General features: G+C 69.4%; 13 protein-coding genes. 8 read left to right on the plus strand and 5 right to left on the minus strand.

All coding sequences use genetic code 11. From position 1 onward, the window contains the following. Positions 1-85: 85 nt before the first annotated feature. A complete protein-coding gene (locus tag ACAM51_RS00510; protein ID WP_218295085.1) occupies positions 86-988 on the plus strand; it encodes a LysR family transcriptional regulator in 903 nt (300 codons plus the stop codon). A 5-nt stretch (positions 989-993) separates the two neighbouring features. Here the strand turns inward: ACAM51_RS00510 and ACAM51_RS00515 are convergent, their stop codons facing one another. Beyond that, a complete protein-coding gene (locus tag ACAM51_RS00515) occupies positions 994-1,758 on the minus strand; it encodes a DeoR/GlpR family DNA-binding transcription regulator (RefSeq protein WP_369642417.1) in 765 nt (254 codons plus the stop codon). Between the two features lie 63 nt (positions 1,759-1,821). Between ACAM51_RS00515 and ACAM51_RS00520 the strand changes: the two genes are divergently transcribed. Then, positions 1,822-2,232, plus strand: a complete 411-nt coding sequence (locus ACAM51_RS00520) for a DUF4406 domain-containing protein (RefSeq protein ID WP_218295083.1) — start codon at positions 1,822-1,824, stop codon at positions 2,230-2,232. Beyond that, entirely contained in the window at positions 2,229-2,861 is a 633-nt protein-coding gene (locus ACAM51_RS00525) for an NUDIX domain-containing protein (protein ID WP_369642418.1), read from the plus strand. Before ACAM51_RS00520 ends, ACAM51_RS00525 begins: the two co-directional genes overlap by 4 nt. A gap of 74 nt (positions 2,862-2,935) precedes the next feature. Here ACAM51_RS00525 and ACAM51_RS00530 read toward each other — a convergent pair whose 3' ends face one another. Continuing rightward, positions 2,936-3,187: a GlsB/YeaQ/YmgE family stress response membrane protein gene (locus ACAM51_RS00530; protein WP_218338630.1), complete on the minus strand. Its 252-nt coding sequence runs from the start codon at positions 3,185-3,187 to the stop codon at positions 2,936-2,938. A 309-nt stretch (positions 3,188-3,496) separates the two neighbouring features. Beyond that, positions 3,497-5,869, minus strand: coding sequence for a penicillin acylase family protein (locus tag ACAM51_RS00535; RefSeq protein WP_369642419.1), 2,373 nt, complete (start codon positions 5,867-5,869; stop codon positions 3,497-3,499). 139 nt (positions 5,870-6,008) lie between these two features. Here ACAM51_RS00535 and ACAM51_RS00540 point away from each other — a divergent pair, with 139 nt between their 5' ends. The 4 genes from ACAM51_RS00540 to ACAM51_RS00555 all read left to right on the plus strand — a co-directional run bounded on the left by ACAM51_RS00540 (position 6,009) and on the right by ACAM51_RS00555 (position 9,587). Then, on the plus strand, positions 6,009-7,124 hold the full coding sequence (locus ACAM51_RS00540; protein ID WP_369642420.1) for a helix-turn-helix domain-containing protein: 1,116 nt from the start codon (positions 6,009-6,011) through the stop codon (positions 7,122-7,124). Between the two features lie 165 nt (positions 7,125-7,289). Beyond that, positions 7,290-8,243, plus strand: a complete 954-nt coding sequence (locus ACAM51_RS00545; RefSeq protein ID WP_369642421.1) for a class I SAM-dependent methyltransferase — start codon at positions 7,290-7,292, stop codon at positions 8,241-8,243. 185 nt (positions 8,244-8,428) lie between these two features. Next, positions 8,429-8,950, plus strand: a complete 522-nt coding sequence (gene xrtH, locus ACAM51_RS00550; RefSeq protein WP_218295076.1) for an exosortase H — start codon at positions 8,429-8,431, stop codon at positions 8,948-8,950. Next, a complete protein-coding gene (locus tag ACAM51_RS00555) occupies positions 8,940-9,587 on the plus strand; it encodes an exosortase H-associated membrane protein (RefSeq protein WP_369642422.1) in 648 nt (215 codons plus the stop codon). The genes xrtH and ACAM51_RS00555 overlap by 11 nt, the downstream gene beginning before the upstream one ends. A gap of 45 nt (positions 9,588-9,632) precedes the next feature. Here the strand turns inward: ACAM51_RS00555 and ACAM51_RS00560 are convergent, their stop codons facing one another. Beyond that, positions 9,633-10,031: a nuclear transport factor 2 family protein gene (locus tag ACAM51_RS00560; protein ID WP_218338625.1), complete on the minus strand. Its 399-nt coding sequence runs from the start codon at positions 10,029-10,031 to the stop codon at positions 9,633-9,635. 210 nt (positions 10,032-10,241) lie between these two features. Here ACAM51_RS00560 and ACAM51_RS00565 point away from each other — a divergent pair, with 210 nt between their 5' ends. Next, on the plus strand, positions 10,242-12,140 hold the full coding sequence (locus ACAM51_RS00565; protein WP_369642423.1) for a diguanylate cyclase: 1,899 nt from the start codon (positions 10,242-10,244) through the stop codon (positions 12,138-12,140). An 18-nt stretch (positions 12,141-12,158) separates the two neighbouring features. On the opposite strand, the gene ACAM51_RS00570 is transcribed toward ACAM51_RS00565, so the two are convergent. Then, positions 12,159-12,671 carry an EVE domain-containing protein gene (locus ACAM51_RS00570; RefSeq protein WP_218338623.1) on the minus strand — a complete coding sequence of 171 codons (513 nt, stop codon included), beginning with the start codon at positions 12,669-12,671 and terminating at the stop codon, positions 12,159-12,161. Positions 12,672-12,847: the final 176 nt, after the last annotated feature.

The following is a 12,847-nucleotide window of genomic DNA, read 5'->3' on the forward strand; positions in this document are numbered from 1 at the left end:
CCGATGGTGCCTGCCGGGCGCGGCGGGCACAATTGTTATTGCCGCAACCGTTCGTTCGTTGTGGACGAATGCCAAGGGGCCTCCATTGACCTATGACCTGATCGATCTGCGCCTTTTTGTCGCCATTGCCGAAGAGCGCAACCTCACGCGCGGCGCCGCGCGCGCCTGCCTGGCGCCGTCGTCGGCCAGCCACCGGCTGCGGCGCCTGGAGGAGGCGCTGAACACCGCGCTCTTCGAGCGCCAGACCCGGGGCCTCGTGCTCACCCGTGCGGGCGAGGCGCTGCTGCGCAATGCCCGCCAGGTGCTGGCCAGCATCGAGCAGATGCATGCCAACCTCTCGCCGTTTGCCACCGGCATCCGCGGCCACGTGAGCCTGTGGGCCAACACGCATGCCACGCACACCTTCCTGCCCGACGACCTGGCGGGTTTCCTGAAGCGGCATCCGCAGCTGAGCGTGAGCCTGGAGGAGCGCACCAGCGCGGACATCGTGGTGGCGGTGGCCAGCGGCGAGATCGAGGTGGGCGTGCTGGCCGACAGCGGCTCGGGCGCGGGGGTGGAGCTGGCCCCGTACCGGCAGGACCGCCTGGTGCTCATCGTGCCGGCGGGCCATGTGCTGGCCGGGCGGGCAAAGGTGGGGTTCGCCGAGGTGCTCGACCACGCGTTTGTCATGCTGCACGCAGGCTCGGCCATCCACACCTTCACGATGAATGCCGCCGCCGAACTGGGCCGGCACCTGGACGTGCGCATCCAGGTGCGCAGCTTCGAGGCGGTGTGCCGCATGGTCGGGGCGGGCGTGGGCATCGGGCTGGTGCCGCGCGGCGCGGCCTTGCAGGTGGCGGGGCTGAGCGAGCCGCCGGTGGTGGTCGAGATGGACGAGCCCTGGGCTCAGCGCGACCTGCAGATCTGTGTGCGCAAGGGGGCGGTGCTGTCGGGTTTTGCCCAGGCGCTGGTGGCGCACCTGCGCCTGGGCGCGGGGCCCTTGGGCTGATCAGATCAGGCGGCGGCTGCAGTGGTCACCGTGACGCCGCCCGCCTGCAGCTTCTTGCGCAGTGCGGCGGGCGTGGACGCGGGCACCACCAGGGCCGCCAGTTCGCCGAGGGGCGCAATCGTGAAGGGCGATGCCGCGCCCAGCTTGTCGGCGGATGCCAGCACCACGGTTTCGGCCGCGCGCTGGTGCAGGGCGCGTTTCACGGCGGCCTCCTCGAAATCGCCCGTGGTCAGGCCCGCTTCGGCATGCACGCCGGTCACGCCCATCAGGTACAGGTCCGCGCGCAGCTGCGCGGCGGCCTCGACCACGCTGGCGCCCACGTTCACCATCGAGTGGCGGAAGAGGCGGCCGCCCAGCACCAGTACCTCGATCTGCAGGTGGCCGGCCAATGCCACGGCCACGGCGGGGCTGTGCGTGACCACGGTGGCGCGCAGGTGCAGCGGCAGGTGCAACACCACCTGCAGCGAGGTGGTGCCACCGTCGAGGATCACCACCTGGCCCGGCCGCACCAGGGCCGCCCCGGCACGGCCCAGGGCGCGTTTGTCTTCAGGGGCCAGCTGCTCACGGGCCCGCAGGCTGCCCACGGCGGCCGAGGCGGGCAGGGCGCCGCCATGCACGCGCTGCAGCAGGCCCTCGGCGGCCAGTTCGCGCAGGTCGCGCCGCACGGTGTCTTCCGAAATGCCCAGCTCTTCGCTGAAGGCCTTGGCCACGATCTGTCCATCCCGCCGAAGGCGGTCGAGCAGGAGTTGCTTGCGTTGTGTGGTCAGCATGGGTGGGTTGCGTGAATTTGCATGTTTGTGCATGATATTGCACGTATTGAATCTTGCAACACCATGCCCGCCCCTTCCGACACTGACTTTCCGCTGCTGGTGCTGATCGCCGGTCCGTACCTCTCTGGCACCGACGGCGACGCGGACCGCATCGCCGCCAACCGGGCCCGCCTGGAGGCGGCCGCGCTGCCGATCTACGAGCGCGGCCATCTGCCCCTGCTGGGCGAGTGGCTGGCATTGCCCATCATCCATGCGGCGGGCGGGCGCGAGCCGGGCGATGCCGTCTTCCATGCCTACCAGTACCCCGTGGCAGAGCGGCTGCTGGCGCGCTGCGATGCCGTGCTGCGCCTGCCCGGCGCGTCGCGCGGCGCGGACATGGACGTGGCGCGGGCCCGGGCGCGCGGGCTGCCCGTGTTCCACCACGTCGATGAGCTGCCCCGGCGCCAGGCTGGCGCGCGGGGGCATGCCGCATGAGCCGCCCGGTGCCCGCCGTGCCCATCGCCGAGCTCAGTGCCGGCGCGGAGCACGTGAAGCTGCTGGACGTGCAACTGCTGTCCGACAACTGGTACGTGCTGCGCAAGGTCAGTTTTTCGCTGCGCCGGCGCGACGGCCAGTGGCAGACGCTGAGCCGCGAGGCCTATGACCGGGGCAACGGCGCGGCGCTGCTGCTGTTCGACCCGCGCAGGGGCACGGTGGTGCTCACGCGCCAGTTCCGGCTGCCGGCCTTCCTCAATGGGTGCGCGGACGGATTGCTGGTCGAGGCCTGCGCCGGGCTGCTTGACGGGGACGACCCCGAGACCTGCATCCGCCGCGAGGCGCAGGAGGAAACCGGCTACCGCGTGCGCCAGCCGCGCAAGGTGTTCGAGGCGTACATGAGCCCGGGTTCGGTCACCGAGAAGCTGCACTTCTTCATTGCCGAGTACGAGCCGCAGGACCGCGTGCGGGCCGGAGGCGGCCTGGTGAACGAGGGCGAGGACATCGAGGTCATCGAGATGCCGCTGGCCGAGGCCCTGGCGGGCATCGCCGGGGGCGCCATCCAGGACGGAAAGACGATCATGCTGCTGCAGCATGTGGCGCTGCAGCAGCAATTTGCTACTGTTTAGATAGCTGCTTGCGCTTTATCCATGGGCGCTGGAGGCCGATTTTCTTCAAGCCGGTGCACCAGCGGGCGCGGTGGCTAGGCCTTCTTCTTGACCAGCCCGTAGATCACCAGCAGCACGATGGCACCGGCCACCGACGCGATCCATCCGGCGGGCGCGCCGGGTGCGTACCAGCCCATGGCGCTGCCCACATAGCTTGCCGCCAGCGACCCGGCAACGCCCAGCACGGTGGTCATGATCAAGCCCAGCTTGTCGTCGCCGGGCTTCACGGCGCGCGCGATCAGCCCGACGATGAAGCCGACGATGATGGTTCCGAGGATGGACAGCATGCAATTCCTTTCAATCAAGAGTGCGCAGGCCCGGCAGTGGGCTCCGGCAATGACTGTAATGGCATTTACGGAGCCGGCGGCTCTCGGAACCCGTTCCAGGTCTTTTCGGGGATCGCATTGGCGTGCAATCGCCCGAGGTCATTCCAGCCTCCGGGCAAGCGCCTTTTGCCGGGTGGCCTGCGGCGTTCCGTCGCTTGCCAGTAGCCGGGCTGCCGGCGGGGTCGGTGCGGGCTATCGGGGCGGCGCGCCGCGCCTGGCCTCCCATTGCGGCCAGGCGCTTGCGCGACCTCTAGAAAACCTCGAACAGGCTCAGTGCCTCACCAGCCGCAGCGGCTCGCCGATGCGCGCCTTCACCACGTCCTCGCGGTGGAAGGGCAGGGTGTGCCACTGCTTGGCAGAGAACAGGCGCATCTGGTCGTTGGCGTGTGGCGATGCCGGGTTGGTGGACTGGCCGTAGGTCAGGATGGCCTGGGCCACCGGGCCTTTGGCGTCGAAGGTCACCGTCTGCACGTAGCTGGTGCCGTAGTCGATGCGCAGGCCACGCGCATTGAGCGGCGCGGGTTCCTGGCGGCCCAGGTTGTTGAGCACGCCTTCGAACTCCTCGCCGCCATGCAGCGCGATGGGCTCTTCGGTGATGTCCGGGCGCTGCACGCTGCCCAGGGTGGCGTCCAGCGCAAAGCCGCTCGCGCGGACGGTCTTCACGGCGCCGTCCAGGGCTTCCCACACCTTGGCGGCGGTGGCGGCGTCGTCCATCTTCAGGCCGGCGGGCGTGGCCACGGGTTGTGCCGGATCGAACGGCACGCGGTGCACGCCGGGGATGTTGCGCGCGGTGCGCCAGAACTCGCGGAACACATGGGCGCCGCGCGCGTCCAGGTTGTTGCGGCGGTCCCAGCCCTTCAGGGCGGCGCAGCCGCCGCGCGACTCTGCCGAGGGCGCCTTGTCGCAGGCGGCCAGCAGGTCGGGCACCACCACCTGGGCCATGAAGTTGCGGTTCTGGAACAGCTGGTCCTGGATGGCCTGCGGCGTGACCTTGCCGCGGCCGAGCATCTCGGGGATTTCCGCGAGGCCGGCGCGCGTGCGGGGCCGCGTGAGGCTGGCGTCGCCCACCATGGGCGAGATGCCGTCAAACTTCTGCCCCGGGTGGGTGTAGACAAAGCTGTCGTTGCTGTTGTGCACCCAGTCCGTGCGGAAGGCCACGGGCATGCGGCCGATGGGGATCAGGCCCGGGACGGGCGATGCGCTGTCGCGGTGCCAGTCGCAGTCGGCGCGCGATCCGTTCAGCACCACCAGGCCTGCGGCGGCCCGCAGCGCGGCGGCGGGCTGGCTGGGGGCGCAGCGCGCGAGCTGCGCGGCGTCCATGTCCGGCACCACGCTCACGTCGGCGTACATGGCCTGTCCGCTGCGGTCGGCCGCCAGGGTGTTCACCCAGGGCAGGCCCAGGTTGGCGTGCGCCTTGTGCAGATCCTGCACCGAGCGGGCGCGCGCAAAGGCCAGGGCCGCATCCATCATGCGGGTGTTGCCGGTGTTGGCGTCGCGCAGGGCGTAGGCGGTCCTGGCGTTCCAGGTCAGGCCGGCGCGGGGCACCACCACCAGCGGGCCCCAGCGGGTGGACCACACGGTGTGCTCGCGCGCCTGGAGCTTGCCGTCCGGGCCGGGAACCTGGGCGCTGACCTTGCGGGCCGTCATCTTCTCCGGCTTGCCGTCCACCAGGTAGGTCGTGGGATCGCCCTCGGCCAGCGTCACTTCGTAGAAGGTGAAACGCTTGCCGGTGGACACCGTGTGCGACCAGGCGACATCTTTGTTGAAGCCGATGGAGACCATGGGGTAGGTGCCGATGCCCACGCCCATCACATCCATTTGGCCGGGGATGGTGAGGTGCATTTCATAGAAGCGGTTGGGGCCGCTCCACGGAAAGTGCGGATTGCCCAGCAGCATGCCGCTGCCGTTGGCCGTCACGTCCTTGCCAAAAGCCCAGGCGTTGGAGCCCAGGGGCGAGTCGAGCAGGCCCACGTCGCGCAGGGCCTGGGCGGCGTCGGCCAGGTCCACGCCAGGGGCGGGGGCCTGCGCGGCCTTGGCGGCGGGCGGCTGGGCGCCCAGCATGCCGTCGGCCAGCGCGGCGATGCCGGCCTGCACGGCCACCACTTCGGCCATGCGGCGGTACTGCGCCAGCGTCATGGGCTGCACCCAGGGCTTGCCGCGGCAGGCATCGGGCAGCGCGGCGGCGTTGTCGGCCAGGTAGCGGTTGTAGCCCGCCACGTAGCCGCGCGCCATGGCCTGCACCTGCGGGCTCGTGGCCGCCCAGTGGCGCTCCAGCGCTTCGTCGTCCATGTGGGCGGCCATGAACAGGTCGATCTGTTCGTTGGGAATGTAGCGACGCCCCAGCAGGCCGATGGCCTGGCCGCCGAAGGTGCTGCTGCGCTGGCCGCGCGCGGTCACGAGCTGGTCGGCCGTCATGCAGACGTTGTCCTGCGCATAGGCATAGGCCACGCCGTAGGCCAGCGATTCGGGGTCCTGCGCGGTGATGTGCGGAATGCCGTAGGTGGTGCGCTCGATGGTCACGCCGCGGTCGCTGCCCGCCGCGCCGGGCTGGATGGCGCAACCCGCCAGAAAAAGGGCGGCGCAGGCAGCGGCGAGGGTGGTCAATGCCGTCGTCTGGCCGGCGGTGGCTGGGGTCTGTCGCATGGGTTCAGGTCTCCTGGGTGTTGGACCCGCGGGCGGTTCGCATCGCCGGCGGGGTGCTGTGGTCGCGCAACCATGCTACTGCCCGGTAACACCTCAACGGGGTGGTGGTCTGGCCACGAATGGTGGCAATATCGCCACCATGTCCACCCGCACCACCGTCCTTTCGTCCTGCGTGAATGTGGGCATCCTCTGGGGGCGCGACAGCATTGCCAGCACGGCCACCGCGGTGGTGGACGCCCTGCGTGCCATGAACATGCTGGCCGCCATGCGGCCCGGTGGCGCGCAGCCCGCGCTGCGCTGGTTCTGGCTGCCGATGCCGCATGAGGGCGATGCCACCCCGCCCCCCGTGCCAGCAGGGGGCGATGGCTCGCAAGGCCCTCTGCACGTGGTCGTCATCCCCGGCTGGCTGGTGCCCACGGGGCCCCAGTTGCGCGAGGTCAGCAGCCGCTACAGCCAGCACTTCGGCGCCATGCTGCACAGCCACCTGCGCGGGGGCGGCAGGGCCCTGGCGCTGTTCAACGGCTCCAGCCTGCTGGCCCACTGCGGGTTGCTGGCGGGGCGCAAGGCGGCGCTGCCGTGGGTGTTCGCGCCGTCCATCGTGCTGCAGTCCAGCGAGAGCGGGCCGGCTGCCGCCGATGGAGCGCCTCCTGCCGACGTGGTGTGGCAGCGGGAGCAGGCCTGGCAACGCGATGGCGCCCTGTGGACCACGGCATCCCTGCAGGACACCCTCCCAGCCGTGCTGGACCTGCTCGGCCACACGCCCGCCGCCGAACTGGCGCAGGCGGCAATGCACGCGCTGCTGTTCGACCGGGAGCGGCAGCTGACGGCCACCGCCGCCATGGAAACCCCCACCGGCCATCCGCTGGCCGCGGGCGCCCTGGAGCTGGCGCGGCGCTGGCTGCAGGCCCACCGCAACGAACCCTACAGCCTGCAGGCCACGGCCCGCGCCGCTGCCACCAGTCCGCGCACCTTGCTGCGCTGGTTTGCCCAGGTGCATGGCGAAAGCCCCCAGGACTACCTGCACCGCCTGCGCATCGCCCAGGCGCAGGCGTTGCTGCAGACCACCTACCTGACCGTGGAAGATGTGGCGCAGCAATGCGGCTACAGCGACACGGGCAGCTTTCGCAAGGTGTTCGCCCGCGTGTGCGGGGTGACGCCGGGGGCCTACCGCCAGCGCTTCAAGCTGCGCACTTCGCGCAAGCAGTGGCTGGCGCGGCAGGCCCCGCCCGGGGCCGACAGCGCAGGAGAAGCCTGACAGGCCGGCACGGCGGGTGCACAAGCCACCCGGCCGCAGCCCGCCCGCGCCGGGCCACAGGCGATAATCCATGGTTGCTATTGAAATAATAGCTGTGCGGTATGAATGCACCAGCGCATGCGGCCGTTTTCTCCTGATTTCCGTTCATTGAAGCCTTTTTTCTCCATGCAAGCCCTGCTCGACGCCATCGCCGCGATGCCCCTGCCCACCGATGCCCAGCGCATCTTCCACGGCCGGGGCGGGCTGCACCCGGGCTGCGAGCAATGGGTGCTCGATGTGTACCCGCCCGTTTTTGTACTCACCAGCTTTGCCCCGGCCACCGAGGAAGCGCTCGACGCCATTGGCGCCGCGCTGCAGGCGCGGTGGTCGCTGATCGCGCCGGATGGCCAGCCGCTGAACTGGGTGTTCCAGCACCGGGGCGAGGCGCTGCGCGCCGAGGGCCGCAGCGATACCCGCCTCATGGCGGGCGCCGTGCCCGACCCGCATGCGGTCACCGAGGCCGGCGCACGTTTTCGCGTGCACGTGCTTCGCGGGCAGAACCACGGCCTGTTCCTGGACATGGCCGGTGGTCGCCGCTGGGTGCGCGACTTTGCCGCCGCGCGCGGCGCGGACCGCTACGGCCTGAAGGTGCTCAACCTCTTTGCCTACACCTGTGCGTTCTCGGTCGTGGCGCTGCAGGCGGGCGCGCGGCAGGTGGTCAACGTGGACATGAGCCATGGCGCCATCGCCGTGGGCCAGCAGAACCACCAGCTCAACGGCATCGCCACGGGCGCGAGCTTTCTGGCGCACGACATCTTCAGCAGCTGGGGCAAGATCACCCGCAGCGGGCCGTATGGCCTGGTCATCGTGGACCCGCCGAGCTACCAGAAGGGCAGCTTCGTGGCCACGAAGGACTATGCCCGCCTCATGCGCCGCCTGCCGGACCTGCTGGCGCCCGGCGGACACGCGCTGCTGTGCCTGAACGCGCCGGAGCTGGGCGAGGGATTCCTGCGGGAGCAGATGCAGGCGCAGGCGCCCGGGCTGTCGTTCGTGGAGAGGGTGGACAACCCGGCGGCATTTGCGGACGTGGACCCGGAACGCGCCCTCAAGGTGCTGGTGTACGCGGCGCCGGACCTTTAAGCGCCGTCTCCGGGACATGCGCCGGGGACCAACGCCATGTCCATGCCATTCGGGCTTTGTGGATTTGGGATGGCTTCTGATATTCTTTGCGGCGCCCGTGCGAACGGGCCCGCATTTTCATGGCCTCGCCGCCTGCCGCAATCCTGGCGCGCTGGTGCGCCTCACCAGGTTCTTCTCATCGACGTATGGTCCGATTCTTTCTCATTTTCATCGTGGTGCTGGCGGTTCTCTTTCGCATCGACATGCTCGACGAGGTGCAACGGGTCGCCATCGAGCCCTGGACCAGCCTGCTAGCCACCGCCAGCGCGGCGCTCATGACCCCGCTCGATGCCGACGTGGCGCACCACGGCCGCATCCTGATGAGCAAGGCCACGGGCTTCGCGGTGTCCATCGAGGCGGGCTGCAACGGGGTGGAGGCGGCGATCATCCTCATCGCCGGCATGATCGCGTTTCCTTCGAGCTGGAAGCACAAGCTCGCCGGCATCGCCATCGGCATCGCGGCGGTGCAGGCCGTCAACCTGCTGCGCATCATCAGCCTGTACTACCTGGGCAAGTGGAACATGACCGTGTTCGAGTTTGCCCACCTGTACCTCTGGCAGGCGCTCATCATGCTGGATGTGCTGGTGGTCTGGATGCTCTGGATCCGCTGGATCGCCCGGCAACAACCTCCCTCACCCCCTCAACCCCCCCTCGCCAATGCAGCTTAGTTCGGTCGGACGTTTCCTGCTGGTCGCCATTGGCAGCCTGCTGTGCCTGATGCCGTTGTGGTACTACCTGTCGCCGCAACTCTCCAAGCCCGTGTTCTTCATGGCGGGCGAGGCGTCTTCCGCCGTGTTCCACTGGGCGCTGAGCTACACCCAGAAGGAGACCACTGGGGTGCTGAACACCACGCTCAAGGTGGTCTCGGTGCAAAACGGCCAGTTCCGCTCGGGCAAGCTCGCCCCCGTGGTGGACTACCGCCTGCTGGGCTACGGCATCGTGATCCTGTGGGCATTGCTGCTTGCCTCGTTTCCTCGCGGCTGGGTGCGAAAACTGCTCATCGGCTCGGTGGCCATGCTGCCGATCCAGGCGGTCAACGTCGCCCTGCAGTGGTGCAACGACGCCTTCAACCGCGCCGGGCGCGAGGTGTTCGTGCAGACGGGGCTGCCCGGGTGGGTGGCCGACGTGGTGGCGTTCCTCTACCACTTCAACCTGTTCATCTTCACCGCGCTGGCCCCGGTGATGCTGTGGCTGCTGCTGGACCGGGAGTTCCTGGCCAAGCTGCATGCCCAGGCACGGGCGGCGGCCGCTGTCCAGCAGCCGCCGCAATCCCAGCAACCCCAGCAACCCCAGCAACCTGAGTAGGCCTCACGGCCGTGGCCGGTTGCGCGGCGGGCCCGGGCGGGGAGGTCAGTGCTGCGGGCGGGCGTCCACGGGTGTTTCCGTGTGCATCACGCAGCGCCACTCGCCGTCCTTGCGCATCCAGACGGACGAATCCGTCATTTCCTGATTGATTTCTTCCGACTTTCCACGGGGCGTGAGGGCCTGCCGCGCGTGGTAGGTCAGGACGGCCGTGTTGTCGTCGGGGAACAGCACGTTCATGTTGCTCAGCTCGAAGGACTTGATCACCATCGGGCCCTGTTCCGCCATCCGCCGGTAGGTGGCGTGGTCAAACTGCATGGCGCCGTGGCTGCTGACCATCAGTGCCGGTTCATCGAGCATGGCGAGGGCGGTGTCCGTGTCCTCGTCGACCATCGATTGCCAGAATTTCCTTTCCAGCTGCATGAGCTCATTGCTTGCCGTGCGCATGTCGTGCTCCTAAGTGGTGGTGAAAGGGACCACACTGCGCGCCGGCCGGCCCGCCGGATGTCGGACGGGAAAGCAGGCGGCCGTCAGCACGTTCCTACCGGCGCCCGGCATGCCGTGGGGCGGGGCCCTGCGGGTATCACCCCCCTGGGCCTCTGGTTGCAGGTGGTAACCTAGTCTGGCAGCCGGGCGGCATGCCGCTGCGCGCAATGGGTGCAATTTCGGGGCTCCAGGAGGTTCAAGCTGTTCTTTCCACTGTTTTCCACAGAGAAAAAAGAAGAAGGAGAGGGCGCGGCGGGCGCCATGGATGCGGCGGACACCGCGCAGGACGCCAGCCCCGCGGTGTCGCCGGAGCGCAGCTTCAACACGAGGCTGTCGATCCATGTCGCGATCGCGATCCTCGCCACGGCGCTGCTCGCGCTGACGATCGTGGTGCCGACGTTCCACGAATTCGAGATGGCGCGGCAGGGGCTGCACGACATCCAGCATTTCCGGCGCGTTCTCGATATCGCCACCCTGGTCGCGGCGGAGCGGGGGCCCGCGAATGTCGTGATGTCCGAAGCGCCCGCGCCCGACAGCGCGGGAACCCGGCGCCTGGCACAGTTGCGGTCCCGGGTGGACGCCGCGCTGGCGGCGCTGGCGCAGCCGCAGCCGCCGCGCTGGGGCCTGCACCACCACCCCGTGCCGCCGGAGTTGCTGGAGGGTGTCACGCAGCAGCTGGCCCGGGCGCGGCGCCAGGTCGACGAGGCGGCGGCGGTGCCCCTGGCCTCGCTGCGTCCGGACGAGCTGGATGCGGCCATCCAGGGCATGTTCGAGGCGTCCGACAAAGTCCAGGCGATCATCGCTTGGCAGGCCAACGAGATCCTGCACCACGACGCGAGCCTGGCCTCTCCCGTCCTGATCGGCCAGATGCTCAACGACTTCCGGGACTATGGGGGACGGGCCGCCTCGCAGATCATGGCGCCCATCGCCCTGAGGCAGCGCCTGCCGCTCAAGAACATCATCGAGAGCCGGCAAACGCAGGGGCGGCTGAGGGCGCTGTGGCAGGTGATCGGCGCCCACGGGGGGCTGCATGACAATGAAACGCTGGCAAGAACCCGCGAAGAGATCGAACGCGGCTACTTCGGCGATGGTTTTGCGCTGATCGACCGGCTGATCGCCGAAGGACGCCCGGGCGCCCGCTACACGATGTCGGCGATCGAGTTCACCGAGCGCTACGTGCCGACCATGCGGCCGATTGAAACCTACCGCAGCGTTTTCCTGGACGCGGCGGTCAAGCGGTCCGAGCACAACAGGGATGCGGCGCTGGCCACTCTGGCGGCGGTGGCGGTCGTGACGGGCGCCATCTTCGCGATCCTGGTGTGGCTGATTCTTTCGGTGCGGGCCCGCGTCTTCCGCCCGCTGCTCCATGCCCACGCGGCGGTCCTGCGGCTGGCCGAAGACCGGCCCGCCGTGCCCTACGGGCACCCCACGGCCGCGGGCGAGGTCACCGGCCTCTTTCGCGCCATCGAGGTGCTCCAGGGCAAGCTCAGGGAGCGGGCGTCCATGGCCAACGAGCTCAAGAGCCTGGCAGAGACGGACGGCCTGACCTCGCTGCTCAACCGCCGGGCGCTCGACGGGCACGCGCAGGCCCCGCGGGCCGGAAGGGGCGCGGGGGGCCCGATGTGCCTCATCCTCCTGGACATCGACCACTTCAAGGCCGTCAACGACACCCACGGCCATCCCACCGGCGACCGCGTGCTCATCCAGGTCGCCAGGCTGCTGCGCACGGTTCTGCGCTCCAACGACATCGTGGCCCGTTTTGGCGGGGAGGAGTTCGCGGTGCTGGTTGCGGGGGACGACATGGCCGGGACCCTCGTGATCGCCGAGAAGCTGCGCCAGGCGCTCGAGCGGGAAACCTTCACCTCGGCGGAGGACACCGCGCTGCGCGTCACGGCCAGCTTTGGCGTGGCGTGCGGCTACCGGGGCGAGGCCGGATGGCCGCAGCTGGTGGAACGGGCGGATGCCGCGCTGTACCGCGCGAAGGCGGACGGCCGCAACTGCGTGCGCTCGGCGCCCATGGCGCCGGTGCCGCAAGACGGGCCGGTACCCGTGCCACTCCCGCCAGGGTAGCCCCGGGGCCGTTTCCCGCTACCCCTGGCGGGCCGCCGCGCGCGGCTCCAGCATCTCCAGGATCAGGCTCCACTCGGCAGGCTCCACCGGCGTGATCGACAGGCGGTTGCCCCGCTGCAGCACCCGCATCTCCCCCAGTTCGGGGCGCGCCCGCAGCTGCGCCAGGTTGACGAGCCGTGTCTTGCGCACCGCCTGCACGTCCAGCAGCAGCCAGCGCGGCTTGTCCGGCGGGGATTTGGGGTCGTGGTAGGGCGATTGCGGATCGAACTGGGTGGGGTCGGGCCGCACGGAAGACGCCACGCGGGCAATGCCCGCGATGCCCGGTTCCGGGCAGCTGGAGTGGTAGAACAGCACGCCATCGCCGATGTGCATCTCGTCGCGCATGAAATTGCGCGCCTGGTAGTTGCGCACCCCGGTCCAGGGCACGGTGGCGTCCGGGGCAGCCAGGGCGTCGTCGATGGAGCACTCGTCCGGCTCGGACTTCATGAGCCAGTAGCGGGGCGCGCGGTGGGATGCGGTGGGCGTGGTCATGGCGCCATTCTGGCAAAAGCCGATTCGCCCTGGTGCCCCGATGGGCTGCCGGGGTAGGGGTGCTTTTGCTATCGAATATGTAGCTATCGGCGCATATCCATGAAGCGCCAGGGCCCTGAAAGATTCAAAAAACGACAACCACCCCACATGCATTGCGCGTGCGCGCGGCGGGTCGC

Source organism: Acidovorax sp. A79 (genome assembly GCF_041154505.1).
Classification (GTDB): Bacteria; Pseudomonadota; Gammaproteobacteria; order Burkholderiales; family Burkholderiaceae_C; genus Acidovorax.